Below are 24,936 nucleotides of genomic sequence, written 5' to 3' on the forward strand. Positions count from 1 at the left end.
CGCTGAGGGTCTCCGTTACGGCGCGTTGCAGACGCGCTCTGTATCTGTTTTGTGTCGCTGGATAATACCAAAAAAGACCGTTGTAAAACCAATTTGAATTATCAAGCCAGCAATTTCGAATGGCTCGCCGCTGGTATTTAAGCTCGCCATACGGGCTACGGAATGATTATGGAGAAGTGGTCTGTGTGATTCAAACAACGTTATAAAAAAAAAGTTGCAACTGGTAGTGTTCTGGTATTGGTTAGTAGTATATTGGCGTTGAATTGGTTTTGTAAGTGGTTGTACCGAAGGGTCTGCAGCATGCCGGCGAGAGTGGGCGGGCTGGAAAGAAGACCTACGTTAAAAATGAAAAGGTTCCAATCCTGGAGCCTAAATCAAGGGGGAGTACATGAAACGCAATTTGACAGCTAGCTCTGCAGCACGCAATTTGACGCCTATCGCCGCTGCTGTGGCTATGTTGATGGCAGGCGCGAGTTTCTCGGCGCATGCTCAGGAAGCCGTGACCAAAGAGGCCAAGCCGGCAGCAACGGCGGAAGTCGATGAAGGCCAGACCGTCGTCGTGACGGGTATCCGTGCATCGCTGCAACAATCCTTGAACCAAAAACGCAATTCCGACAGCCTGGTCGAAGTGATCACGGCTGAAGACGTGGGCAAGATGCCCGACAAAAACATCGCCGACTCCCTGCAACGCGTGCCAGGCGTCAGCGTCGCCGCTGCCGGCGGCAACGAAGGCAGCTTTGGCGAAAACGACCGCGTGGCCCTGCGCGGCACGCCGTTCGGCCTGACCCTGACCACCTTCAATGGCCACTCGGTCAGCAGCGGCGACTGGTTTGCCGATAACATCATCGGTGGTGGCCGCAGCGTCAGCTTCTCGCTGTTCCCTTCCGAACTGATCGGCCGCGTTACCGTGCACAAAGGTTCGCAAGCGAACCTGCTGGAAGGCGGCGCACAGGGCGTGATCGATATCGAATCGCGCAAACCGCTGGACTTCAAGAAACAAATTACGGGCCAGGTCAGCCTGGGCGCCGTGTACTCGTCCAACTCGGGCAAGAAAGATCCGCAAGTCAGCGGCATGATTAACTGGAAGAACGATGCCAGTACCATGGGCGTGATGGTGCAGGGTTTCTACCAGAAGCGTAAGCTGAGCCGTGTCGGCCAGGAAAACGGCGTCTGGTATGACGGCGTTGCCGCGGATTCGGCAGTGGCTGGCGCCTTGCCAGGCTCGGCCGGTGGCCGCGTCAACTACATGGGCGGCACCGCCTGGTTTGAACAGGAACGCACCCGCAAGGGCGGCCTGATCGACGTGCAGATCAAGCCATCGAGCGCGCTGACCCTGGACTTCAGCCTGTTCCACTCCGAACTCGACGCACCGAACATCAACCACAACTTCATCCAGACCGTGGGCCTGGAAACGGGCAGCAAGGGCGGCTATCCTGTTGGCAACGTCAGCGGTACCTACAAGGGCGGTATCGTCACCGGCCTGCACACCACGGTGCCAGCCAATTGCGGCGCCGTCTGCGCCGGCTACTCGAGCGCAGTGCAGGAAGAGTTCAGCCGTCCTGTGGCGGAAAGCAAGTCCGACTTCTTCAACATCGATGCCAAGTACCGCGTCAACGACCGCCTGACCTTCTCGGGTAAAGTCGGCACGACCAAGGGTGTCGGCAATACGGAAAGCGGCGCGCTGGGCGTTTGGATGCCTTGGACGGGCGGCGGCTATACCCAGAACGGCGCCAAGCACGGCGTGATCTACGATACCCCGGGCGCGGACAAGTTCTCGATCGGCGGCCGTCAGGCAACGCCTTACACCTACGGCTCGCACGTGACCGCGAACGACAAGGAAACCTATGGCCAGATCGACGGTATCCTGAAGCTGGACCTGCCAGCGATCTCGTCCGTGGAATTCGGCGCCCGCGTCGCGGAACACAAGCGTGACCTGACGGCCATCGGCATCGTCGCCAAGCCATCGCTGGGCGTGACCGCCAACCTGCCCATGGATGGCCTGACCTCGTTCCCAAGCAACTTCAAGGACCTGGGCGTGAATGGCGCCGGCTACTGGACGTTCTCGCAAGCAAGCGTCAACAAGTGGCTGAAAGCGAACGCCACGTATGAAGGCAACCTGCGCCAGTCCGAGTTCAACATCAAGGAACCGACCCAGTCGGTGTACGCGATGGCGAACTTCGGCACGGAAGGCCTGTCGGGTAACTTCGGCGTGCGTTATGTGCACACCAAGGAAGACGTCAACCGCTACGAGCTGAATCCGGCTGCCCAGTACGAAATCAAGAACTACACCAATACGTACAATGATTTCCTGCCTAGCGCCAACTTCCGCCTCGACGTGACGAAAGATATCGTGGGCCGTTTCGGCATCAGCCGTACCATGGCTCGTCCTGAACTGGGCATGATGGCTGGCCTGGATCTGCGCGACAACCAACTCGACGGCAATGCCGGCAATCCTAACCTGCGTCCTATCCGTTCGAACAACGCCGACGTGGGCGTGGAATGGTACTTTGCACCGAAATCGATGGTGTCGGCTGGCATCTTCTACTCGTCGCTCGACGGTTATGTGACCTACGGCAAGGGTGTGACGACGTTCTACAACCAGTTGCAGAACAAGTTCACCCAGTATGAAATTGGCACGCCAACCAATACCACGGCGGAAGTCAAGGGTCTGGAACTGTCCTACGTGCAAGCGTTGCCAGCAGGCTTCGGTGTGAACGCCAACTACACCTACACCGATGGCAAGGAAACGGGCAAGGTCAAGGGTTCGCCATGCGGCGATACCGGCGACTGCACCATGATCGGTACTTCGAAAAGCGCCTATAACCTGGGTGCCTTCTTCGAAAACAACAAGTTTAGCGCACGTCTGACGTACAGCTACCGTTCGGAATTCCTGAACGGCACCTCGCGTCGCAGCGCCGCGTACCAGGCCGGCATCGGCAGCCTGTCGGCATCGATCGCCTACCAGCTGACGGAAAACCTGGCCATCACCCTGGACGGCAAGGACCTCAACAATCCACTGTCGCGCTCGGTTATCAAGACCCAGGGTTCGGATGACATGCCAGGCGCGTTCTACAAGAACGGCCGTCAGATCTACCTGGCATTGCAAGGCAAGATGTAAGACGTTGGACTTAGTCGTTGCCTCCCGGCGGACACCCGGGATGGCATGACGCATGGCGGAGCGCAGCTGGCTCCGCCATTTTTTTATTGCAAGATGCTTTTCTTTCTGTAGCGAGATGAATACGATGACATTCCATACCATGCTGGCCTGCTTCGCCTGCGCGCTGCCGCTGGCCGCCGCCGCCGCCCCCGCCGCACCGGCCTTCGCGCCGGAAGTGGTGGCATACTATCCCGGCTGGAAATCGGCCGATTTTCCAGTTAACGAACACAATATTCGCGCTGGCAATGTCAGCCTGATCCAGTATGCATTTGCCGATATCTGCTGGGATGGCGAGCATGGCAATCCCGCGCCCGATGGTGGCGGTGTCCAGGCCTGTCTGGCAGCCGACGGCCAGCCTGCCAGGCCGGCGAATGGCAGCATCGTGCTGCCGGCGCCGCAAGCCGATGCCGACAACTTGCGCAAACTCAATGCGCTCAAGAAAAATCATCCGCGGCTGCGCGTCTTGCTGTCCGTGGGCGGCTGGATCTGGTCGAACCGCTTTTCGGACGTGGCCGCCACGCCGGCCGCGCGCCAGGCCTTTATCGCTTCCGCGCTGGAACTGGTGCGTCGGCACGGCCTCGACGGTATCGATATCGACTGGGAGCATCCTGCCACGGGCGGTATTCCCTGCATCGAAGGCAGGGTCTGCCACCGCAGCGACGACAAGGAAAACTATGTGCGCCTGGTTGGCGAGCTGCGCAGCGCATTCGACCAGGCCGGCAAACAGGCCGCAGGCCGCCACTACCTGATCACCATCGCCGCCGGCGCGCATGCCAGCCTGACCGACGACAGCGACGCTGCGCCCGGCTGGATGGCGCGCCTGGCGGCGCAGCTGGACTGGATCAACCTGATGACGTATGACTATCGCGGCGTGTGGGATGCCGAGAATGGCCAGCTGGCGCCCCTGTACGCCGACCCGGCCGACCCGCTGCGCGACAAGAATCTGCATGTGGATGCGACCGTCGCGCGCTTCCTGCGCGCCGGCGTGCCGGCGGCGCAACTGGTGCTGGGCGTGCCCTTCTATGGCTATGGCTGGAAGCAGTGTGCCGCCGGCCCCCGCGGTGACGGCCTGTACCAGGCTTGCCAGGGCGCTGCCAGCGGCAACGACGGCACGCCGACATTTACCTACCGCCACCTGGTCGACCAGGGTTACCTGGCCGACGGCAAGGGTGCGCGCGGCTTCCAGCGCCACTGGAATGCCGCCTCGAAGGTGCCATTTCTATACCACCGCGACAGCGGCGTTTTCATCAGTTATGAGGATGCGCAATCGGTGGGCGAAAAGGTGCGCTACATCCGCGCCAAGGGTTTGCGCGGCGGTATGTTCTGGGAGTTGAGCGGTGATGCGCAGCACACGCTGGGCACGGCCCTGGCGCCTATTTTGTCGCCTCAGCCATGAGCCCGCGCTATCTCGCCCTCGACGTCCTGCGCGGCCTGACCGTCGCCCTGATGATCGTCGTCAATACGCCTGGCGACTGGGGCAGCGTGTATGCCCCTTTCCTGCATGCCGAATGGCATGGATTTACGCTGACGGACCTGGTGTTTCCCAGCTTTTTGTTTGTCGTCGGCAATGCGCTGGCCTTTGCGCTGGGCAAGTATGAACACCTGGGCCATGGCGCCGTGCTGGCCAAGCTGTGCAAGCGCAGCGCGCTGATCTTCGGGCTGGGCTTTTTGCTGTACTGGTTCCCCTTCTTCAGGATCGACGATGCGGGCCAGTTTGCCTGGTCGCCGTTGTCGCACACGCGCATTCCCGGCGTGCTGCAGCGCATCGCCGTGTGCTACCTGGCCGCCGCCCTGATCCTCCATTACTGGAAGACGCGCGGCGCGTTGCTCTTCAGCGCTGCCGCCTTGCTCGGCTACTGGGCCATCCTGGCCACCTGGGGCGACTACAGCCTGCACGGCAATGCGCCGGCCAAGCTGGACTTATTGCTGCTGGGGGACAGCCACCTGTACCACGGCGAAGGCATCGCCTTCGATCCCGAAGGTATCCTTGGCACCCTGCCATCGATCGTCAACGTCATCGCCGGCTACCTGGCGGGCAGTTTCCTGCGCCAGGCGGCGCCGGCGCAATTGCGTTCCAGCCTGCTGCAGCTGGCCGTGGCTGGCGTCATTTGCGTGGCCGTGGCCCTGTGCTGGAATCAGGTGTTCCCGATTAACAAGAAGCTGTGGACCAGCTCCTACGTCATGCTGGGCATCGGCCTGGACTTGCTGCTGCTGGCGCTGTTGATGTTCATCATTGACGTGCGTCAAATGACGGGCTGGACCTACTTCTTTGAAGTGTTCGGCAAGAACACGCTGTTCATCTACCTGCTGTCGGAAGTGCTGGTGATCATCGCGTTTACCGTGCGCATCGGCGGCGGCAACCTGTACCAGTGGCTGTACCAGCACGGGTTTACGGGCTGGGCGCCGGCACGCCTGGGGTCGCTGCTGTTTGCCGTCAGCTTCATGCTGCTGTGCTGGCTGATCGCCTACGGCATGGACAAGCGCAAGATCTACATCAAGGTCTAGCGCTAGAACTTCAGCTTCAGGCCGTAACGGCTGGCCAAGGCCGTGAAGAGCAGCATCAGGGCGGTGACGGCGGCGGCATTCCACAGGCCGGCCGCGCCGCCCGCCTCCAGGTAGGGCCACCAGAAGTGCGGCAGGTGCAGCACGGCCGCCAGCTGCTGCCACAGGTCGGGCACGATGTAGGCGAACAGGGCATTGGTGCCGGCGGGCAGCAGCACGACCGCCCAGGCGCGCCAGCGCCACACGTCGATGACGACATAAAACACGAGGAACAGGGCCAGGATGAGGGCGCTGCACACGAGCGTGTAGGACTCCGTCGCCGCGATCTTGTTGATGTGGTGATATGGCCGCAGCAGCATGCCGGCGGCAAACAGTCCCAGCGCGAACCACGCCATGAAACGTATCCTCTGTGCATGGCTCAAGGGGGAGCCGCGCAGGAACAGCTGGCCCACGAGGGTGCCGGCCAGCACATTGGCGGCCGTCGAACCGAGCACCTGCGGCACGTTGACGATGGCGTTGATACTGGCCGGCAAGAAAGCGAGGCTGCCGGCCGTGCCGCCCATGTACAGCGCGATCAGCAGGGCCAACACGCCCATCAGCGCCGTGCCGCTGCCCCGGCACGCCAGGTACAGCAAGCTGCACAGCAGATACGCCCAGCCTATCATACCGAGGATGCCCCACCACGACGGTTGCAGCCAGGTGCTGGAAAACTCGCTGTTCAATTCTCCCCGGAACGTTGCCAGCAGGAACAGCATGAGTGCGCCGCCCGCCGCCAGCTCCAGCTTGCCCGCGCCCTGGCGCCACAGCAGTATCATGGCCGCATAGAACAGCAGGAAATACATGGCCTGCGGCAGCAGCGCCGCCCGCGCATCGTAGCGGTAGGCGTTCGCCAGCACCACGCCAGCCAGCATCAGGCTGCCTGAGCGCCACAGCAGGCGTCCCAGCAGGGCTGGCGTGACGTGGCCGCAATGGCGCTGCAGGGCCAGCGGGATCGCCATGCCCACCATGAACAGGAAGCCGGGGAAGACCAGGTCCGGCATGGTGATGCCGTCGGCGCGGGGTCCCGCGTGTTCGAGCCAGTGGGCGATGCCGGGCATGCCGGCCAGGTAGTTGACCCAGATCATGGCGACGATCACGAAGCCGCGGAAGGCGTCCAGGCTGATCAGGCGTTCGGTGGCGGTGGCTGCGGTGGCTGGCGGCATGGAGGAGGAGAAAGAGGTCAAAAAAAAAGCGGCCCCGGCGCTGACCGGGAACCGCTCTTGCAGAAATTATTCTGGCAAGAATTACTGTGCCGCTGCTGCCGGCGCCGCCGCTGCCGTGGCAGGACGGTTCAGCCACAGGATCCAGTAGCGGGCCAGGTCGCCGACGCCGTCGCCGCCCTTGACCGTATCGAGCACCTTGATCGCTTCCTCTTTCTTGCCAGCCATGGCTAAGGAGTAGCCGAGGCGCAGCTTGGCGTCGTCAGGACGCTTCAGACCGCCCTTGGCGATGCCTTTTTCGATCAGGTCGATGCCTTTGTCGAACTGGTCCATCGTCACATAGGCGTAGCCGAGGTTGATCAAGCCCGTGCCATCCTTGCTCTTCATGGCCGACGCTTCGCCGCTGGCGATGTTCTTCACGTCGTCGGCGGCAGCCTTGTTGGCCTGGTCGCGCAGTTTCTTGTGCTTGGCGGCATTCGCGCCCGTGCCCAGCACGCCCTTGGCGTAGCCGGCGTCGAGGACTTTTTTCGCTTCCGTCGGGAAGGCGTTCTGCAGGGCGATTTCCGCCATGTCGCTATAGTCTTGCGGCGGCATGGTACCCACGGCCTTGAATTGCAGGCGCAGGATATCGAGCGCGAAACGGTCGGAATAGCCAGCCTTGCTCTGCACGCGGCCCAGCAGGTCGGTCCAGTAGTCATCCGACGGGTAGTAGCGCACCAGGTTTTCCATGGCGATCAGGTAGGTGGCCGGGTCCTTGCTTTTCGAGCCCGTGTTGGCCAGCAATTGCAGCTCTTCGATCGTCGGCGTCTTGCCCGCCTGCTGCTTGGCGGTCACGTCGGCCAGCAATTCCTGCTTGGCGCGCGCGAAGTCATTGCTGAAGTAGTAGGCGCGGATGATGTAAGGGCGCACGGTGGCCACGTCACCTGTTTCCGTTTGGTAACGGGTGAACCACTTGATGGCGTTCGGGTAATCCTTGGCGTTGTAATGGTAGTTGGCCAGCGCCTGGATGAAATCGCCCTGCACATTCTTTTCCAGCTTGCCCGATTCGATCACCGCTTCGAGTGCCGTCATGGCCATGGGCGCATTGTTGGTGGCCGAGGCCAGCGCCACGCGCAGGCGGTTCAGCACGAACGTCTCGTACGGCGTCAGGGCCGGGATGGCGGCGGCCTGGTCGATGCGGCTTTGCACGTCGGCGTAGTTTTTCGCATCCATCGACACCTTGACGACAGCCGGGTCGAGCAGCTTGAAGATTTCAGGACGCACGCTGTCGGCCGGCGCGGCTGCAGCGGCTGCAGGCTTGGTATCCTGCGCGTGCGACAGGGCTGGCAGGGCGTTCAGGCCGATGGCGGCCAGGATCAGGCTAAGACGGGCAAGACGGAATTGGGACATGGTCAATCCTTCAATCAATAACAAAAATACGCTCCGGCACTGGCTGCCGCAGCATCGCGCGGCGGCATCGCAAAGGGGCAGGGAATCTTAAAAAACGCACATTCTGCCATTCCGCCCGCATAAGGCCAAGGGCGGCGGCATGATAAACAGCGGCTATTGTCACATAAACGGCTGGGCTGGTGCGGCAAACGTGCGCGCCAGTGCTTGCCCTGCGGCATCGAACAGCAGGCAGCGCTGCGGCGGCAGGTGCAGGCGCATGGCATCGCCCGCCTGGCGCAAGCCATCCTCGGCCGGCAGCTTGACGGCCAGCATCTCGGCCACGCCCGGCATGCTGGCGTAGACGATGGCCACGTCGCCCAGGTATTCGACGTGGCTGACGGCCGCATCGACCACGTTGTCGCCCGCATTGCCATTGCTGCGCAGGCTGACATGCTCGGCGCGCACGCCCAGGGTCAGCGGGTCGCCCGGCGCCACGGCCTCGCCGCTGGCCTCGACCTCGATCACGGCGCCGCCGGGCAGGCGCACGGCCACCGTGCCGGGACCGCTGGCGACGGCTACGCAGGCGATGAAGTTCATCTTCGGCGCGCCGAGGAAGCCGGCCACGAACAGGTTGCCGGGATTGTTGTACAGCGCGTGCGGGCTGCCCACCTGCTCGATGCGCCCGCCATTGAAGACGACGATGCGCTCGCCCAGGGTCATCGCCTCGACCTGGTCATGCGTGACATAGATCATGGTGGTCTTCAGCTCCTGGTGCAGGCGCGAGATTTCCACGCGCATCTGCACGCGCAGCGAGGCGTCCAGGTTCGACAGCGGCTCGTCGAACAGGAACACTTGCGGCTTGCGCACGATGGCGCGGCCGATGGCCACGCGCTGGCGCTGGCCGCCCGACAGGTCCTTGGGCTTGCGCTTGAGCAGAGGCGTGATCTGCAGGATGTCGGCCGCGCGCTCGACGGCGGCGCGCACGTCCGCTTTCTTGTGGCCGGCCAGGCTCAGGGCGAACGCCATGTTCTCGAACACGGTCATGTGCGGATACAGGGCGTAGCTCTGGAAGACCATGGCCAGGCCCCGCTCGGCCGGCGCGATATCGTTGGCCAGCTTGCCGCCGATGTGCAGCTCGCCGTCCGTGATGTCTTCCAGGCCGGCGATCATGCGCAGCAGGGTGGACTTGCCGCAACCGGACGGCCCCACGAAGACGACGAATTCGCCGTCGCGGATATCGAGGTCGATGCCGTGGATGACGGGGTGCTTGTCGTCGTACAGCTTGACGATATTCTTTAAAACGATATGTGCCATGAAGTGGTTCTATCCTAGCTGGCGTTGGCCGGTGCCGGCGGGGAATCGGCCTTGCTCAGGTCGGGCTGGTCGGCGGGGTCTTTCGGACCGATGCGCATGAAGCGCGACAGGATCAGGACCGGCACGGCCGACACCAGCACCCACAGGAAAAAGGTCTTGTAGCCGAGCGCCGTCTGGATGTCGCCGCTGATCATCTTGAACAGCACGAAGCCCAGCTGCATCACGCCGGTGGCGAACGCATAGTGGGCCGTCTGGTATTTGCCCACGGAGACCACCTGCATCATGAACAGGATCAGGCCGACGAAGCCGAAGCCATAGCCGAACATTTCGACGCTGAGGGCGGCCGTGATCAGCGCCAGGTCGGTCGGCATGCTGTGGCTCAGGTAATAGAACACCAGATTCGGCAGGTTCATGGCCAGGATCAGGAACAGCATGGCGCGTTTCAATCCCAGCCAGGAAGTGAAGTAGCCGCCGCCGATGCTGCCCAGCAGGAAGGCCACGGTGCCGGCCGTGCCGTACACGGCGCCCACTTCCGTCGTCGACAGGCCCAGGCCGCCCAGTTCGCGCGCTTCGCGCAGGAACAGCGGGCCGATGGTCTGCACTTGCGCCTCGCCGGCGCGGAACAGGATGATGAAGGCGATCATGCCCCAGATGCCGGGCTTTTTCAGGAAGTCCACCAGCACGTCCCACAAGGTGCGGCTGATGCCGGCCACGCTCTTGTCGGCCACGGCCACGTTGCGCACCTGCGGCAGCGACCACAGATGGTAGGCGGCCAGCGACAGCATCATGGCGCCGATGATGAGGAAGATCACCGACCAGGCAGGCTTGACGCCGATATTTTTTTCCAGGTAGCCGGCCAGGATCACCAGGCCGCCCAGCGAGATGAACTTGCCCGCATTGAAGAAGGCGCCCTGCCAGCCCGCGTAGGCGGCCTGCTGCTTGTCGGACAGGCTGGCGATATACAGGCCGTCGCAGACGATGTCGTGCGTCGAGGACGCCAGCGCGGCGACGAACAGCACGGCCACGCAGGCGGCGAACCACAGCGGCGTTTGCAGGGCCAGCGCGATCAGGCCCAGGCTCAGGCCGCCGAGGAACTGGAACAGCACCACCATGGCCTTCTTGCTCGACGCCAGTTCGAGGAAGGGACTCCACAGCGACTTGAAGACCCAGGCAAAGCCGATCAGGCCCGTCCAGCGGGCGATCTGGTCGTTCGGCACGCCCAGGCTCTTGAACATCAGGCCGGCCACCAGGGCCACCGCGTAAAACGGCAGGCCCTGGGCGAAGTACAGCGTGGGAACCCAGGAAATCGGGCTGCGGGCGCCGCTGCTGCTGATGCTGTTGCTGCTCTTGTCGTTCATGGATGCTTCCTCGGGTCGTCTTGAAAGTGCGGTTTAATTCGGGGGCAAGGGCGCCGTGCTCTGGCAGCAGCGCCTGGCCTCGGCCATGACGATGCGGTCGGCCGCCTCCTGTGCGTACAGTCCGGCGCCGGCCGGATAGCGTTCGGCCATGGCCGCCAGGCGTTGCAGGCGCACGCCGGCCGACTGCAGCGGCAGCGCGCCGGACGCCAGCGCGGCGCCGACGGCGTCGAGGGCGGCCGCCAGGCGCGCCGCATCGGGCAGCAGGGCCATGTCGGCGCCGGCGGCCAGCGCGCGCGCACTGACGTCGACGCCGTGCGCGTCGATGCCGGGCGTGATCAGCACCCCGCCGTAGCCCCACTGCTTGCGCAGCAGGCCGTGCATCACCGCGTGCGACAGGCTGACGGGCAGCTGCGCATCGAGGGCGGGGTAGGACACGTGCGCGCTCATCATCGAGGCAGCATGCGCGGCAGCCTGGCGGAAGGGCACGAAGTCGTGCTCCTCCAGTTGCGAGCGGGTCTTGTCGACGCTGGGCAGGGCCGCGCCGGCCGCCTGCTGCGGCAGGTACAGCCTGGCGCAGCAGGCGACGCCCTCGGATTGGCAGCCCGCCATCCAGGCCAGGGTCATGGCCGTGGCTTGCGCCGGGTCGCCGCCAAATGCGTGCGCCGCCGCCGGCGCGTCGTTGCCGGCCGCGTCCAGCTTGAGCAGGGGCGCGAAGAGCCAGTTGACGCCGAGCGCGCGCAAGCCGCGCGCCGTCGCCGCGCCCGTGCCGTTGGCCAGTTCCGCATCGCCAACGGCGCTCAGGGCCATGGCGCTCGGGGGCTGGGGCAACCAGGCCGGATAGGCTGCCGTGTCGATGGCGATCAGGGCCCGCGGTCCCAGCACGCGCCGCAAGTCCGTCGTCAGGCGCGCCAGCTGCGCCTTGTCGACGATGTTGTCCGCGCGCAGGCAGACGGCGCGCAAGCCGTTCTGCAGCAGCCACTGCGCCGTGGCCGCATCGAGCTCGCTGCCGGCGATGCCCGTCATCAGCAGCTGCCCGGCGAGCAGGCGCAGGTCGGTGGCGATGGCGGCGCTCATTTGACGGCGCCGTCCATGCCGCGCATGAAGAAGCGCTGGGTAAACAGGAATGCCAGCAGGGTCGGCACGATGGTGATCAGGGTGCCGGCCGCGATCACGCGCGTGCTGCTGCCGAAGGTGCCGCGCAAATACAGCACGCCGACCGACAGCGGGAATTCATCGGGCTTGCTCATGACGATGGACGGCCAGATGTATTCGTTCCACGATTCGACGGCCGTCAGGATGCCGACGGTGGCCAGCCACGGCGTGATCAGCGGCAGCATGATGCGGCTGAAGATGACCCACTCGGAGGCGCCATCCACGCGTGCCGCGTCGATCAGGTCCTGCGGCACTTCCTCGAACGCCTGCTTGAGCAGCAAAATGGCCACGGCTGTCACCACGTTGGGCAGAATCACGCCCGTGTAGGTATCGACCAGGCTCATTTGCGTGATGGTGATGAAGTTGACGAGGAAGTTCACTTCGGACGGCAGCACCAGGGTGGCGAGGATCAGGCCGAACACGAGCTTGCGGCCGCGGAATTTCAGGCGCGCCAGCGGATACGCGGCCAATGAGCACAGCAGCAGTTTCCAGAACACGGTCAACACGGCGATCAGCACCGAGTTCTTGAAGAACGACCAGATCGGGATCGCGTTGAACACTTCGACGAAGTTCTCCAGCGATGGCGCCTTCGGCCAGAAGGTGGGCGGGAAGGCGAAGATATTGCCTTCCGTGGAGATGGCCGTCACCAGCGTCCACCAGAACGGGAAGACGCAGACGACGGCGATCGCGCACAGCACGGCATAGTGGCCCAGTATCTGCAAGCGGGTTTTCAGGGGGCGGGAACGGGTTTTCATGGTCAGTCCCCTGTCAGCGGTGCTTCGGTTTGAGGTAGCGCAGGCACAGCAGGGCGATGCCGATGCAAAATAGCGAGACGATGAAGCTGGCCGCCAGCGCGCGCGGCAGTTTCAAGTGTTTCAGGCCCTGGTCGTAGGCGTAGTACAGCGCCGTGAAGGTGGAATTCATCGGGCCGCCCTGGGTCAGCACGTCGACTTCCTGGTACGCCTTCAGGGCCGCCAGCACGGACAGGATGGAGCACAGCATGATGGTCGGGCGCAGCATCGGCACGGTGATCTTCCAGAAGCGCTGCCAGCGGCTGGCGCCATCGAGCATGGCCGCTTCCTGCATGTCCGACGGGATCGACTGCAGGGCCGCCAGGTACATCACCATGTACCAGCCCAGGCCGCGCCACAGGGTGACGAACATCACGGCAAACAGGGCCAGGCTGTCGTTCGACAGCCAGCCCACGGGCGCGTTCACCAGCCTTAGCGTCATCATCACGTAGTTCAGCGCGCCCTGTTCGTGGAACATGAAGCCCCACATGATGCCGACCACGGAAACGGTGGTCACCACCGGCACGTAGAAGGCGGCGCGGAACAGGCGGATGCCGGGCAGGCGGTTGTTGACCAGCACAGCCAGCGTGATGGCGCCCACCTGCACGAAGGGCACCATCAGCAGGAACATCAGCGAATTTTTCAGGCCGGAGACGAACATCTCGTTGTTGAAGATGTAGCGGAAATTATCGAGGCCGACGAAGCGCGTCTCGCGTATCAGGCTGTAGTCGGTGAACGCCAGCACGGAGCCGTAGCCGACGGGCCAGAAGGAAAAGGCGGCCAGCAGCAGCAGGGCCGGGGCGAGGAACAGCCAGGCTTGCAGGGTGTGGCGGTGGGCGAGTTTCATGGTGTCCTTAGTGGCGCGGCAGGGTGGCCAGCTTGCGGTTCCAGATGGCGACGGCCTGGTCCAGCGCCTGCTTCACGTCCTGCTTGCCCGTCACGCCCGCCTCGACGGCTTTCACCAGCGAGCGGCGCAATTCGTCGTAGTCGTCGATGCCGGCCACGTACAGGGTGCGCGAATGGTTCATCGACATGGCGCCGGCGGCCACCGCCTTTTCGGCGGCGCCCGCGTTCTGCGGCGTGGCGAGGAAGAACGGATCGGCGGCCGCCCTGACGGTGGTGGGAAAGACGCTGGCCTGGCGCGCGAAGGCCAGCTGGTTGTCGTCGTTCGTCAGGAAGCGCGCGAACTTGCCCACCGAGGGCAGCAGGCGCACCGGCACGCCTTTCGGAATGGCGAAGTGCACCAGCCAGCCGCCGTCGGCGATGCCGGTGGGACCCAGCGGCGCCGGCGCCACGTCGGTGATGGCGTAGATGTCTTTCGCGTCGCCGCGGATGCGCTGCATGGCCGTGGGCGGCGCCAGCAGCATGCCCAGGCGCCCGCCCTTGTAGGCGTCGATGACGGCCGGGAAATTGTCTTCGGCGAACAGGCTTTCCTTCAGCAGGCCGCCCACCTTGTAGGTGTCGGCCAGCTTCTGCACCAGCGCCACGTGCTGCGGCGAATTGAAGACGGCGCGGTTGTCGGTGATGACGGCCAGGCCCTGCTGCATGAACAGGCCGTCGATCTTCGACAGCGCCGGGGCGATGCCGGCCTTGCCCGTGCGCTGCGCGATCTGGCGCGCAAACGCCAGCTGCTCGTCGAGGCTGGCGGGGCCGCGCGTGAGGCCTGCCTGTTTGAAGATGGCGGTATTGAAGGCGATCACCGCGACATTGCTGTACATGGGGAAGCCGTAGGTGCGGCCCTTGAAGCGCAGGTCCGCCAGGGCGCTGGGAATGTAGCTGGCGCGCGCCTCGCCGAGCAGCGCGTCGACGGGCGTGAGCAGGCCGTCGCGCGCATATTCATCGGCCCAGGGCACGTTCAGGCTGACCAGCGCGGGCGGCGTGCCGGCCACGATGCGCGTGACCAGCTTGGTCTGGATCACGTCCCACGGGAAGTCGATCCATTCGATCTTGACGTCGGGATTCTGCGCCTCATAGCGCGCCACCACCGCATTGAAATACGGCGTGAACTTGGGCTTCATGCTGAAGGTCCAGAATTCGATTTTCTCGGCAGCCCATGCCTGCGGCGCGAGCAGGCCCGCACAGGCAACAACCGCCAACAGTCTCTTGATCGTCATGTTTATCCTGGAGCGCAAGGCTCCAATGTCTATGAGTCCGCGGCGCGGGTACATGCCCTTGCCGTCGCTTATATTCGTGCTGCTGCCGGCAGCCGCCCCGTGCCGGGGGCCGCTGCCGGGTACTGCCTGCTAGTTCGTTTTGGTGACCTTGCTCAGGTGACGCGGCGCGTCCGGGTCCATGCCGCGCGCGGCCGACAGTTTCGCCGCCATCACGTAGAAGGACTGGATGGCGACGATCGGGTCGAGATCCGGCGTGGCCGCCACGGGCAGGGTCAGGTCGCGTTCGGCGACGTCGGCCGGCGCCGCCAGCAGGACCTTGGCGCCGCGGCCGCGCATTTCCGTGGCCAGTTGCAGCAGGCCGGCTTGCGTCGGGCCGCGCGTGGCGAAAATCAGCAGCGGATAGCCGTCTTCGATCAGGGCCATCGGGCCGTGCTTGATCTCGGCGCCGCTGAAGGCTTCCGCCTGCAGGGCCGAGGTTTCCTTGAATTTCAGCGCCGCTTCCAGCGCCACGGGGAAGCTGATGCCGCGTCCCACGACCATGATGTTGCGCGCCGGCGCCAGCACGTCGATGGCGGGCGACCAGTCGACGCGGGTCGCCTCGAGCAGCGCTTCGGGCAGCGCTTCCAGGCCCGCCTGCAGTTCAGGGTCGTTCTGCCACTGGGCGACCATGCGCGCGCCGGCGACCAGGCTGGTGATGAAGCTTTTCGTCGCGGCGACGCTCTGTTCCTTGCCGGCGCGCAGGGGCATGGCCCATTCGGCGGCGTGCGCCAGCGGCGACTCGATATCGTTGACCAGGGCCACGGTGGTGGCGCCGCCGTCGCGGAAGTAGCGGATCGGTTCGACCACGTCCGGGCTCTGGCCCGATTGCGAGATCGAGATGGCCAGCGTGTCGCGCGTCACCAGCGGCGACTTGTTCAGGGTTACCAGCGACATCGGCAGGGACGCCACGACGCGGCCCAGGCGCGCCATGATCAGGTAGGCGACGTAGTTGCAGGCGTGGTCGGAGCTGCCGCGCGCGATGGTCAGCGCGGTCGAGAACGAGGTGCTCCTCAATTTGCGGCCCAGTTCCGCGTAGCGTTCCGTGTCGCTGGCCAGTTGCAGGGCGACGCATTCGGCGGCGGAAATGGCTTCTTTAAGCATCATTGAGGTCACAGATTTCTCCTTCTATATACACAGCTTTGAGTTTGAGATCGCGATCGAGTACCACCAGATCGGCGTAAGTACCGGGGGCCAGCCGGCCGCGTTCTTCCAGGCCCAGGTAATCGGCGGCGTTGGTCGACACGCGCTTGGACGCGTCGGCCAGGTCCAGCCCCAGCCCCACCAGGTTGCGCAGCGCCTGGTCCAGGGTCAGGGTGCTGCCCGCCAGCGTGCCGTCGGGCAGGCGCACGCCGCCCATGCATTTCTGCACGGCGTGGCGGCCCAGCATGTATTCGCCGTCCGGCATGCCGGTGGCGGCGGTCGAATCGGTGACGCAGTACAGGCGCGGGATGGCGCGCAGGGCCACCTTGATGGCGCCCGGATGCACGTGCAGCAGGTCGGGTATCAGTTCGGCGTATTCGGCGTGCGCCAGGGCGGCGCCGACCATGCCCGGCTCGCGGTGGTGCAGGCCGCTCATGGCGTTGAACAGGTGCGTGAAGCCCATGGCGCCGTGTTCCAGCGCGGCCACGCCGTCTTCATAGGAGCCGAGCGTGTGGCCGATCTGCACGCGCACGCCGGCGTCGGCCAATGCGCGCACCAGTTCCAGGTGGCCGGCGATTTCCGGCGCCACGGTGATGACGCGCAGCTTGGCCAGCGTTTGCAGGCGCTCGATTTCGGCCAGCGTGGCGGCGCGCGCGTAGTTCGGCTGCGCGCCGAGCTTGCCGGAATTGATGTACGGGCCTTCCAGGTGGGCGCCCAGCACGCGCGCCGTGTTCGGGCGGCGGTCCTTGGCGGCGGCGCCGATGGCCGTCAGCGCCATGTCGATGTCTTCCGGCGGCGCCGTCATGGTGGTGGCCAGCAGGCTGGTGGTGCCGTGGCGCGCATGGATGGCCGCGATGGTGTAGACGGCTTCGCCGCCTTCCATGATGTCCTTGCCGGCGCCGCCATGCACGTGCAGGTCGATGAAGCCGGGCAGGATGTAGTCGTCGCTGTTCTGCGACGGGTGGATGGAACTGCCTTCGATACTGTCCACGCGCTCGCCGAAGGCGATGGCGCCGTGGATCCAGCCGCCTGGGGTAAGGATATTGCCTTTGATAGTGCTGCTCATCTGCGCGACTCCGCTACGAATTCATAATAATCACTGCGGCAATACGAGTGGGTCAGTTCCACCGCTGCGCCGTTGTCGAGATAACTGACACGGGTGATGTGCAGCATGGCTTCACCCGTCTTGATATTGGCCAGCTTGGCCTGTTCCGCCGTGGCGTTGACGGCGCGGATATGCTGCAGCGCGCGCATCGGGATGGTGCCGCGCGACTCCAGGTAGCCGTACAGCGAATCGGTCACCTGCTGCGGGTCCGGCATGTACAGCGCGGGGATGGTGGTCGTTTCGATCGCCATCACCACTTCGTCGGCCGTGCGCAAGCGGCGCAGGCGCGCCACCGGCATGTGCGGCGACAGGCCCAGCGACAGCAGTTCCAGCGGCGCCGCCGCGCCGATGTCGCGCTGCAGCCAGCGCGAGCCGGCCGTAAACCCGCGCTGGCGCAATTCTTCCGAAAAGCTGGTCAGGCGCGACAGCGGCTGCTCCAGCTTGGGCGTGATGTAGGTACCTGAACCGCGCTTGCGCGTCAGCATGCCCCGGTCGCACAGCATGTCGATGGCCTTGCGCGCCGTGACGCGCGAGATTTCGAGGATGTCCGACAGCACGCGCTCGGAGGGCAGGGCCTGGTTGGCGCGCCAGTCGCCGCTGGCGATGCCGTCCGACAGCATGTTCGCCAGCTGCATGTAGAGCGGCGTGTCGCTGGCCGGATTGGGTTTGAAGGCCGACAGTTTGGCTAGCATGTCATTGCTCCCGCAAGTGCGTGCGTATCAGGCGCAGGCCGCCTGCGGCCGAGTCGCCCTGTGCCGGCACGACCAGTTTCAACAGTTCCGCCGGCAGGTAGGCCGACAGGGGCGCCGCCAGGCCGCCGCACAGGGCCACCGGCAAGGTGCCGGCCGGATCGAGCGCCCTGGCGATGAGGGCGATCTGCCGGCCCGCGTCGACCAGGATGCCATGGGCCACGGCATTGCTGGCCGCGTGTTCGAGCACCAGGCGCGCCAGCTGCGCGAAGGTGGTCTGGCTGGCGGCCGCCAGCCACACCTGCATGGCGTCGCGCTGGCCGCCGCAGGCGTCGATGATGGCCGTGGCGAAGGCGCTGCCGGGCACGCGGCCATCGACCACCTGCTGCGCGTGGTTGATGGCGCGCATGCCGATCCAGGCGCCGCCCGCCTCATCGCCCGAGGGGAAGCCCCAGCCGCCCACTTCATGGCGGCTGCCGTCCGCGTGCAGCACTTCGCCCACGCTGCCGGTGCCGATGGCGACGATGGCGCCCGGCTGGCCCGCATGCGCGCCCAGCAGGGTGGTCAAGGCGTCCGATTCGAGCGCCACGGCGGCATAGCCGGGATTGTGGTCGACGAAGCTGGCGGCCCACTGCTTGTTGTGCACGCCGGCCAGCCCCAGGCCGATGGCCATGCGTTGCAAGGAAGGCTGTTCCAGGCCGGCGGCGCGGAAGGCCAGGGTGACGGCGTGCGCCACGGAGGCCCAGGCGCGGTCGATGCCCAGTCCCAGGCCGGAAGGGCCGCTTTGCCCCTGCGCCAGTTCCTGGCCGTCCAGGCGCGCCAGGCGTACACGGGTACCGCTGCCCCCGCCGTCGACGCCGATTATGTATTCGATCATGTGTATGCAGTCCGGCTTATGGTTGATGACGCCTGTCTCGTTTTTTTATTTGTCGGGCGGCGAAAAAGCTGAAGGCACTATATTGTTGCCTCGATGGCTTGTCAACAGGTATTTAAGTGGTATTAATAAATGCTGCGGGGAATGCCACATCATGCCTGAGATGCCATTGTCAAGTCATTGTTAATACAGGGTTTTTTGTGTATTGCGAATGGTATTGAAATTGGCCTTGTTTAATGCCAATTTTCTCCCGCTGGTCTGCGTCCGGCCCGCTTATATTGCTTGCGCGCATGCTTGGCAAGGGCCGCCATCAAGAGTAGAGTCCGCCTTTTACACCTGAGTTGGAAGAGCATGATGAACGACAAGGCAGCAAAGAGCGCGTATTGGGACGACTGGCAGCAAGAGGCGCTGGCCGCTGGCGTGTCGGCGCCGCTGGCCGCGCTGGGCATGGAAATGATGCGCACGCACCGCAAGAACCGCTGGCCGAAGGATTTCCTGGGACGCGAAAGCGATGGCCCGGTGATGCTGGAGATGTGCCTGGAAGATGAGGCGGAAACGGAATTGTTCTTTATCGAGAACCTGTATCCGTACGATGCGGCGCTGATCGAAAAGACGCGCCGCCGTCTGTGCCTGCACTAAGCAAGAGACAAGCGCCTGCGCTTGCCGGATCAGCCGCCTTGCGCGGCTGTTTTTACGTCAGCGGCTTGAATTTTTCGTTGCGTGTGCGCGCCTGCATGCGCAAGCCCAGCAGCCCGATGGCGACCAGCAGCAGCGAATGCGTGCTCGGTTCATACGGGGTGGGCACGCGCAGATCCGCGTGCGGCTGGAAATAAGCCAGGCGCGCGGTCAGCGCGGCCGGTATCGCTGGGTAGGCGGCGTAGCGGCCTGGCGGCGGCGCATCCGCCGCATGCGCGTTGCCAGCGGCCCATAGCGACAGGGCCGCGCCCAGCACGATCATTGTTCTCATCATATTGTGTATTTCTGCCGAGGGCTGTGCGTTGAACCTCATGGGCGCGCCGCATGCCGGCCCATGTCCTGTCCCCAGTTTGTATGCTTGCCTCCGGTGCCGCTCGTACCGCACCGAATGATATCTTTTTATAAATTGCGTGTATTAAAACATAATAAAATGAAAATGCCTACGTCTTTTTGCAAATAAGCGCATGCAGTGCGCGCGCTTGCCGGGGCCGGTCTATTGCATGGGGGAAATGACGTGGCATTTTCATGGGGCGGTGTCATAATGGTTGCGGCATCCCCGCCCAGGCATGGAGTAGATAATGAGCAAGGCACAGGACAGCAAGAAAGAAAGCAAGAAGGAACCGGCCAAGAGCATGAAAGAGAAGAAGGAAGCCAAGAAGGTCAAGAAAGAAGAGCGCAAGCGTTAAGCATGCGCGCGCGCCGTTTGCCGTCGCGTCCATGGCGCTGGCCAGCCCTGCTGGCGGCGTGCGCCGTGCTGGCCGTTGGCGCGCCCGCGTCCCGCGTGCTGGCGCAGCAGAAACCGCCGCCGTCCACGTTCGGCCAGGTGGTGGGCAATGCCGTGCTGTGCATCGACCAGATCGACAACAAGGCTTTCTATGCGTATCTGCTGACGGCCTTCGGTCCCGCCTACAAGCATGAAGGGGGCGCCTACTGGTTCCGCACGGACGCCAGCCTGTGGGGCGCGCCCATTACCGATGTGATCGTCAGCGACGACACCAGCCCCCTCGTCTTCATGGGCGTGGTGGCGGACACGACGCCGGAAAAGCTGGAACCGGCCATCCGCGGCGCGTCGGGCTTGCGTTTTAACAAACTCGATAATTCCGCATTTCCCGTCCGCGGCTCCGTGCCTGGCAGTAAAATCGTGTACTTCCGCAGCAAGGCGAAAGTCTATTGCGCCAAATACAAGCCATTGCCGCCCGCGCACACCCGGTGAGCGTCGCTGCTTGCCGCGCTTGCTTGCCGTACGCATATTGATCGTTCCATCCGCAGGGTCTCCATGTACACGCATTATTTCCAGCTCAAGCAGTCACCGTTTTCGATCGCTCCCGATCCCCGCTACCTGTTCATGAGCGAACGCCACCGCGAGGCGCTCGCGCACCTGCTGTACGGCGTCGGCAGCGGCGGCGGCTTCGTGCTGCTGACGGGCGAAATCGGCGCCGGCAAGACCACCGTCTGCCGCTGCTTCATGGAGCAGATCCCCGACAATTGCCAGCTCGCCTACATCTTCAATCCGAAGCTGTCCGTCGAGGAATTGCTGCACTCGATCTGCGAGGAATTCCGCATCGCCCTGGCGCCTGGCGTGTCCAGCGTGAAAGGCTATGTCGACGCCATCAATGCGCATCTGCTGGCCAGCCATGCGCAGGGCAAGAACAATGTGCTGATCATTGACGAAGCGCAAAACCTTTCCGCCGCCGTGCTCGAGCAACTGCGTCTGCTGACGAACCTGGAAACGAGCGAGCGCAAGCTGCTGCAGATCATCCTCATCGGCCAGCCGGAATTGCGCGCCATGCTGGCCCGGCCCGAGCTCGAGCAACTGGCCCAGCGCGTGATCGCCCGCTACCACCTCGGCTCGCTGACGGCCGGCGAGACGGCCAGCTATATCCACCACCGCCTGGCCGTGGCCGGCAACACGGCGCAGACGCCGTTCGCGCCGCGCCTGATGGCGCAGATCCATGCCTTGAGCCATGGCGTGCCGCGCCGCATCAACCTGCTGTGCGACCGCGCGCTGCTGGGCGCCTACGTGGAAAACCAGCCGCAAGTGACGCGCCAGATCCTGCGCCGTGCCGCCGATGAAGTGTTTGCCGAAGCGGCTGCCGGCGCGCCGGCGCGCCCGGCTGGCTTGCGCTGGCCGCAGGTGGCGGGCGGCGTGCTGGCCGGTGCGCTGGTGACGGCCGCGCTGGCCTGGCATTTCATGCCGCGCGCCGGCGCACCGGCGCCGGCCGTGGCCGCACCGGCTGTGGTCGCACCGGCCGTGGCCGCAGCGCCGCCGGCCGCGTCCGCCGTGACGGTTGCATCCACGCCCACGCCCGCGCCTGCCAGCGTGCCTGACCGCAATGCCGTGCTGCGCCAGCTGGCCGCCCTGTGGGGCGAGCACCTGCCGGCCGGCGACGCCTGCCAGGCGGGCGCCAGGGCCGGCTTGCGCTGCCTGCACAGCCGGGGCGGCATCGCCGAACTGCGCGTGCTGGACCGTCCCGCCATGCTGGCGCTGCGCGATGCCGCCGGCGTGGAGCAACTGGCGCTGCTGACCCAGCTGCGCGGCGAGACGGCAACCGTGTCGCTCGACGGCAAGCAGCAGAGCCTGCCGCTGGCCCAGCTGGCGCAGCGCAGCGACGGCAGCTTCACGACGTTCTGGCGCGCCCCGCGCAACTGGCGCGACGAGGTGCCGATGGGCGCCCGCGGCGCCGACGTGGACTGGCTGGCGCAACGCCTGGCGCAATTGCACGGCTTGCCCGCGCCGGCCGCCAGCGTGCCGCTCGACACCGAGATGCAGCGCCTGCTGCGCGACTTCCAGCAAAGCCAGAACCTGAAGGCCGATGGCCTGGCTGGACCGAAAACTTTCATGCGCCTGATGCAACTGGGCGACAACTCGGAGCCGCGCCTGTCCGCCGCGGCTCCTGCCGTGGCAGCGCCTGCCGCGACGGCGATGGTGGCGGGAAAATAAGATGTCCTACATACTCGAAGCACTGAAAAAATCGCAGGCCGAGCGCCAGCTGGGCGAGTTGCCCACGATCCACGCGCCGCAAGTGCAGCTGCAGGCCGCCGCGGCAGGTGTGCGTTCCCGGCGCCTGCCCGCCTGGCTGGCGCTGGGCGGCGTGACGGTGGCCGTGGCTGCCGCACTGCTGTGGTGGCGGCCGTGGCAGGCAGTCGCGCCGACACCGGCGCCAGCCGTTGCCACCGCGCCTGCGCCGCTTGCGGCGCCGCTGTCCGTCGCGGCCGTGGCGCCCGTTGCCGCCCCCGCGCCAGTGGCCGTATCCGAACCGGCGCCCGCGCCCGCCGCTGCCGCGCCGCTGCCGCGTGCCGCTGTCGTGGCCGCACCCATGGCCGAGCCGAAGCGGGAAGCGCCGGCCAGGGCCGAGGCGCCGCCTGCGCCCGTCGCCGCGGCAGCGCCACCTCCCGTCGCGCCGCCGGCGCCTGTGGCCGTGGCCACGCCAGCGCCTGCATCGGACGAGGCCGTGCCTGGCATGCGCGACTTGCCCGAGCCGATACAGCGGCAGATTCCCGCCATCGCCATCGGCGGCTATATCTATTCGAAGAATCCGGCCGACCGATTGTTGCTGATCGACAAGGTGCTGCGCCACGAGGGTGAGGAACTGGCGCCTGGCCTGGTGCTGGAAAAGCTGCAGCCCAAGGCGGCCATTTTCAGCTTCAAGGGCTACCGCTACCGCGTACCGTATTGATCGCCACGCATTTCTTGTTGTAGATCAAACGCAGGCATCGCTGGCCGAACCCTGCCGGCCGGGGCCGGTCGAACCAGAGTCGCCGCGCCTGTGTGCGTGGCCGGGGAGTTCCGGGAGTTTCGATGAGTGCTGCTGCTGTTGATGACGGTGCTGACGATGGTGGCGTCCATCCGCTGGGAAACCTGGCGCGCATCGAGCATATCGTCGTGCTGATGATGGAAAACCGTTCCTTCGACCACATGCTCGGCTACCTGAGCCTGGAAGGCGGGCGCGACGATATCGACGGCTTGCGGGCCAGCCATGCGAATGTGCACGCGGGCGTCACGTATCGCGTGCACCGCCTGCGGCGCACGGCTTTCGATGCATCGCAGGACCCGTCGCACACGGGCATGTCGGTGGCGCAGCAATTGCAGAACAATAACGGCGGCTTCGTCGACGATTATGCGCACACGCATCCGGGCGACCTCGACATCGACCTGGTGATGGGCTACTACAACGGGGCCGACCTGCCCATGTACGACTTCCTCGCGCGCCAGTTTTGCGTCTGCGACCGCTGCTACAGCTCGGTGCCGGGCGCGACCTGGCCCAACCGCCTGTATGCCGTCAGCGGCAGGGCGGCCGGCAGCAAGGACAGCAAGCGCGTGCCCCTGTATGCGAACAAATCGTTCGTGCGCCACCTCGAGCGCGCCCTCGTCAGCTGGAAGTTTTACTCGGCCTGGAAGCCGTGGAGCCTGGCCCTGACGGACGATCATTACCGTTCGTCCGAATTTTACGAACCGTTCGGCTCCAGCCAGCGCCGCTATGGCTTCATCGGCGATGCGCTGGCGGGCGCCTTGCCGGCCGTCAGCTGGATCGACCCGCATTTCTTTGCCAACGACGACCATCCGCCGGCCGACATCCGCGCCGGGCAGGCGCTGGTGGCGCAGGTGTACCAGGCGCTGGCGCACGGGCCCGCCTGGGCGCGTACCTTGCTGATCCTCAGTTACGACGAGCACGGCGGCTTCTTCGACCATGTGCCGCCGCCCGTCGCCATCGACGACGATCCCGCGTTTCGCCAGTACGGCGTGCGCGTGCCCATGCTGCTGGTGTCGCCGCTGATCGCGCCCGGCAGCGTCTGCCACCAGGTGTTCGACCACACGTCCATCATCAAGACCATCCTGCAGCGCTTTTGCCGCAGCGACGCTGGCGGCTTGCCCGACATGGGCGCGCGCGTGGCGGCCGCCAGCGGCCTGGGCGAGGTGCTGGGCCTGGCGCAGGCGCGGCCGCCGCCCGCCGTGCCGGCCACGGTGCTGGCGCAGCGCGCGCAATGGGAAGACGACGTGCGGCGGCAGGATTTCGCCGCGTCCGCGCCGGCAGGCCGGCCCGCGGCGAATGGGGCGGGAGGCGCAGCTTCTGCCGGCCCCGCCGGTCCTGCCGCGCCGCTCCTGTCCGATACGGAGGCGGGGGCGATTGCTGCCCATCGGCAATTGGCGCGCACGGCCAGGAATGCGCTGGCGGCGCATGGCAAGCCGGCGACGCAGCCGGCGGGCCGGCGCAGGCGGCAGGGCGCCGATGGCGGCACGCCGCAGGGGGCATCGCCTGGCAAGCAGGGTGGCGGGCGGCGCGGCTAGGCGCGGCCCGCGCCGGCACGGGGCCGGTGACGATGGCGGGGCTGGTGCCTGAACGGGGAGGAAGAAGAGCTGATTGATTGAGTAATTGAATGAGTAATTGAATGAGTAATTGATTGGGCAATACGGCTTTGCTTGACCTGTGCGATGCCTG

21 protein-coding genes are annotated in these 24,936 nt (G+C 65.1%); 8 read left to right on the forward strand and 13 right to left on the reverse strand.

The window, feature by feature from the left end; genetic code table 11:
* Positions 1-499 precede the first annotated feature (499 nt).
* The 3 genes from AC1RDJ_RS12010 (at position 500) to AC1RDJ_RS12020 (ending at position 5,662) form a co-directional block, all read left to right on the forward strand.
* Positions 500-3,118: a TonB-dependent receptor gene (locus AC1RDJ_RS12010; RefSeq protein WP_198043782.1), complete on the forward strand. Its 2,619-nt coding sequence runs from the start codon at positions 500-502 to the stop codon at positions 3,116-3,118.
* Positions 3,119-3,242: 124 nt separating this feature from the next.
* Positions 3,243-4,553, forward strand: coding sequence for a glycoside hydrolase family 18 protein (locus tag AC1RDJ_RS12015; protein WP_493027550.1), 1,311 nt, complete (start codon positions 3,243-3,245; stop codon positions 4,551-4,553).
* Positions 4,550-5,662, forward strand: a complete 1,113-nt coding sequence (locus AC1RDJ_RS12020) for an acyltransferase family protein (RefSeq protein WP_493027551.1) — start codon at positions 4,550-4,552, stop codon at positions 5,660-5,662. Before AC1RDJ_RS12015 ends, AC1RDJ_RS12020 begins: the two co-directional genes overlap by 4 nt.
* Before the next feature lie 2 nt (positions 5,663-5,664).
* Here the strand turns inward: AC1RDJ_RS12020 and AC1RDJ_RS12025 are convergent, their stop codons facing one another.
* The 12 genes from AC1RDJ_RS12025 to AC1RDJ_RS12080 form a co-directional block, all read right to left on the reverse strand.
* Positions 5,665-6,882 (reverse strand): DUF5009 domain-containing protein, encoded by a 1,218-nt coding sequence (locus AC1RDJ_RS12025; protein WP_493027552.1) that lies wholly within the window; start codon positions 6,880-6,882, stop codon positions 5,665-5,667.
* A 60-nt stretch (positions 6,883-6,942) separates the two neighbouring features.
* Positions 6,943-8,247, reverse strand: a complete 1,305-nt coding sequence (locus AC1RDJ_RS12030) for a hypothetical protein (RefSeq protein WP_071324982.1) — start codon at positions 8,245-8,247, stop codon at positions 6,943-6,945.
* A 159-nt stretch (positions 8,248-8,406) separates the two neighbouring features.
* Positions 8,407-9,540 (reverse strand): ABC transporter ATP-binding protein, encoded by a 1,134-nt coding sequence (locus tag AC1RDJ_RS12035; protein ID WP_289888470.1) that lies wholly within the window; start codon positions 9,538-9,540, stop codon positions 8,407-8,409.
* Between the two features lie 14 nt (positions 9,541-9,554).
* Positions 9,555-10,898, reverse strand: coding sequence for an MFS transporter (locus tag AC1RDJ_RS12040; RefSeq protein WP_071324980.1), 1,344 nt, complete (start codon positions 10,896-10,898; stop codon positions 9,555-9,557).
* A gap of 33 nt (positions 10,899-10,931) precedes the next feature.
* Positions 10,932-11,972 (reverse strand): glycoside hydrolase family 3 N-terminal domain-containing protein, encoded by a 1,041-nt coding sequence (locus AC1RDJ_RS12045; protein WP_493027553.1) that lies wholly within the window; start codon positions 11,970-11,972, stop codon positions 10,932-10,934.
* Entirely contained in the window at positions 11,969-12,805 is an 837-nt protein-coding gene (locus AC1RDJ_RS12050; protein WP_071324978.1) for a carbohydrate ABC transporter permease, read from the reverse strand. Before AC1RDJ_RS12050 ends, AC1RDJ_RS12045 begins: the two co-directional genes overlap by 4 nt.
* A gap of 13 nt (positions 12,806-12,818) precedes the next feature.
* Positions 12,819-13,688: a carbohydrate ABC transporter permease gene (locus AC1RDJ_RS12055; protein WP_071324977.1), complete on the reverse strand. Its 870-nt coding sequence runs from the start codon at positions 13,686-13,688 to the stop codon at positions 12,819-12,821.
* A gap of 7 nt (positions 13,689-13,695) precedes the next feature.
* Positions 13,696-14,955, reverse strand: coding sequence for an ABC transporter substrate-binding protein (locus AC1RDJ_RS12060; RefSeq protein WP_493027554.1), 1,260 nt, complete (start codon positions 14,953-14,955; stop codon positions 13,696-13,698).
* Between the two features lie 129 nt (positions 14,956-15,084).
* Positions 15,085-16,098 carry an SIS domain-containing protein gene (locus AC1RDJ_RS12065; RefSeq protein ID WP_035825448.1) on the reverse strand — a complete coding sequence of 338 codons (1,014 nt, stop codon included), beginning with the start codon at positions 16,096-16,098 and terminating at the stop codon, positions 15,085-15,087.
* The gene (gene nagA, locus AC1RDJ_RS12070; protein WP_071324975.1) at positions 16,088-17,200 is read right to left on the reverse strand and encodes an N-acetylglucosamine-6-phosphate deacetylase; all 1,113 of its coding nucleotides are present in this window, start codon (positions 17,198-17,200) and stop codon (positions 16,088-16,090) included. Before nagA ends, AC1RDJ_RS12065 begins: the two co-directional genes overlap by 11 nt.
* Entirely contained in the window at positions 17,197-17,931 is a 735-nt protein-coding gene (locus AC1RDJ_RS12075; protein ID WP_070282815.1) for a GntR family transcriptional regulator, read from the reverse strand. The genes nagA and AC1RDJ_RS12075 overlap by 4 nt, the downstream gene beginning before the upstream one ends.
* 1 nt (position 17,932) lies before the next feature.
* The gene (locus AC1RDJ_RS12080) at positions 17,933-18,805 is read right to left on the reverse strand and encodes a glucosamine kinase nucleotide-binding domain-containing protein (RefSeq protein WP_493027555.1); all 873 of its coding nucleotides are present in this window, start codon (positions 18,803-18,805) and stop codon (positions 17,933-17,935) included.
* A 348-nt stretch (positions 18,806-19,153) separates the two neighbouring features.
* On the opposite strand from AC1RDJ_RS12080, the gene AC1RDJ_RS12085 reads away from it, so the two are divergent.
* Positions 19,154-19,441: a hypothetical protein gene (locus AC1RDJ_RS12085; RefSeq protein ID WP_071324973.1), complete on the forward strand. Its 288-nt coding sequence runs from the start codon at positions 19,154-19,156 to the stop codon at positions 19,439-19,441.
* Positions 19,442-19,493: 52 nt separating this feature from the next.
* Here the strand turns inward: AC1RDJ_RS12085 and AC1RDJ_RS12090 are convergent, their stop codons facing one another.
* Complete coding sequence (locus AC1RDJ_RS12090) at positions 19,494-19,772, reverse strand: hypothetical protein (RefSeq protein WP_493027556.1); 279 nt, start codon at positions 19,770-19,772, stop codon at positions 19,494-19,496.
* A 414-nt stretch (positions 19,773-20,186) separates the two neighbouring features.
* On the opposite strand from AC1RDJ_RS12090, the gene AC1RDJ_RS12095 reads away from it, so the two are divergent.
* The 4 genes from AC1RDJ_RS12095 (at position 20,187) to AC1RDJ_RS12110 (ending at position 24,785) form a co-directional block, all read left to right on the forward strand.
* Complete coding sequence (locus AC1RDJ_RS12095) at positions 20,187-20,711, forward strand: hypothetical protein (RefSeq protein ID WP_071324971.1); 525 nt, start codon at positions 20,187-20,189, stop codon at positions 20,709-20,711.
* Positions 20,712-20,774: 63 nt separating this feature from the next.
* Positions 20,775-22,439 carry an ExeA family protein gene (locus AC1RDJ_RS12100; RefSeq protein ID WP_493027557.1) on the forward strand — a complete coding sequence of 555 codons (1,665 nt, stop codon included), beginning with the start codon at positions 20,775-20,777 and terminating at the stop codon, positions 22,437-22,439.
* A 1-nt stretch (position 22,440) separates the two neighbouring features.
* Complete coding sequence (locus AC1RDJ_RS12105; protein ID WP_493027558.1) at positions 22,441-23,175, forward strand: general secretion pathway protein GspB; 735 nt, start codon at positions 22,441-22,443, stop codon at positions 23,173-23,175.
* A 122-nt stretch (positions 23,176-23,297) separates the two neighbouring features.
* Positions 23,298-24,785 (forward strand): phospholipase C, encoded by a 1,488-nt coding sequence (locus tag AC1RDJ_RS12110; RefSeq protein WP_493027560.1) that lies wholly within the window; start codon positions 23,298-23,300, stop codon positions 24,783-24,785.
* The last annotated feature ends 151 nt before the right edge of the window (positions 24,786-24,936 follow it).

The sequence above is a fragment of the Janthinobacterium sp. GW822-FHT07H10 genome (genome assembly GCF_058798675.1).

Excerpts from the sequence above, each read along its gene's own strand:
- AC1RDJ_RS12015 (WP_493027550.1), top strand. The coding sequence starts at position 3,243 with ATGACATTCCATACCATGCTGGCCTGCTTCGCCTGCGCGCTGCCGCTG.
- AC1RDJ_RS12020 (WP_493027551.1), top strand. The coding sequence starts at position 4,550 with ATGAGCCCGCGCTATCTCGCCCTCGACGTCCTGCGCGGCCTGACCGTC.
- AC1RDJ_RS12030 (WP_071324982.1), bottom strand. The coding sequence starts at position 8,247 with ATGTCCCAATTCCGTCTTGCCCGTCTTAGCCTGATCCTGGCCGCCATC.
- AC1RDJ_RS12035 (WP_289888470.1), bottom strand. The coding sequence starts at position 9,540 with ATGGCACATATCGTTTTAAAGAATATCGTCAAGCTGTACGACGACAAG.
- AC1RDJ_RS12040 (WP_071324980.1), bottom strand. The coding sequence starts at position 10,898 with ATGAACGACAAGAGCAGCAACAGCATCAGCAGCAGCGGCGCCCGCAGC.
- AC1RDJ_RS12045 (WP_493027553.1), bottom strand. The coding sequence starts at position 11,972 with ATGAGCGCCGCCATCGCCACCGACCTGCGCCTGCTCGCCGGGCAGCTG.
- AC1RDJ_RS12050 (WP_071324978.1), bottom strand. The coding sequence starts at position 12,805 with ATGAAAACCCGTTCCCGCCCCCTGAAAACCCGCTTGCAGATACTGGGC.
- AC1RDJ_RS12055 (WP_071324977.1), bottom strand. The coding sequence starts at position 13,688 with ATGAAACTCGCCCACCGCCACACCCTGCAAGCCTGGCTGTTCCTCGCC.
- AC1RDJ_RS12060 (WP_493027554.1), bottom strand. The coding sequence starts at position 14,955 with ATGACGATCAAGAGACTGTTGGCGGTTGTTGCCTGTGCGGGCCTGCTC.
- AC1RDJ_RS12065 (WP_035825448.1), bottom strand. The coding sequence starts at position 16,098 with ATGATGCTTAAAGAAGCCATTTCCGCCGCCGAATGCGTCGCCCTGCAA.
- nagA (WP_071324975.1), bottom strand. The coding sequence starts at position 17,200 with ATGAGCAGCACTATCAAAGGCAATATCCTTACCCCAGGCGGCTGGATC.
- AC1RDJ_RS12075 (WP_070282815.1), bottom strand. The coding sequence starts at position 17,931 with ATGCTAGCCAAACTGTCGGCCTTCAAACCCAATCCGGCCAGCGACACG.
- AC1RDJ_RS12080 (WP_493027555.1), bottom strand. The coding sequence starts at position 18,805 with ATGATCGAATACATAATCGGCGTCGACGGCGGGGGCAGCGGTACCCGT.
- AC1RDJ_RS12085 (WP_071324973.1), top strand. The coding sequence starts at position 19,154 with ATGATGAACGACAAGGCAGCAAAGAGCGCGTATTGGGACGACTGGCAG.
- AC1RDJ_RS12090 (WP_493027556.1), bottom strand. The coding sequence starts at position 19,772 with ATGATGAGAACAATGATCGTGCTGGGCGCGGCCCTGTCGCTATGGGCC.
- AC1RDJ_RS12095 (WP_071324971.1), top strand. The coding sequence starts at position 20,187 with ATGCGCGCGCGCCGTTTGCCGTCGCGTCCATGGCGCTGGCCAGCCCTG.
- AC1RDJ_RS12100 (WP_493027557.1), top strand. The coding sequence starts at position 20,775 with ATGTACACGCATTATTTCCAGCTCAAGCAGTCACCGTTTTCGATCGCT.
- AC1RDJ_RS12105 (WP_493027558.1), top strand. The coding sequence starts at position 22,441 with ATGTCCTACATACTCGAAGCACTGAAAAAATCGCAGGCCGAGCGCCAG.
- AC1RDJ_RS12110 (WP_493027560.1), top strand. The coding sequence starts at position 23,298 with ATGAGTGCTGCTGCTGTTGATGACGGTGCTGACGATGGTGGCGTCCAT.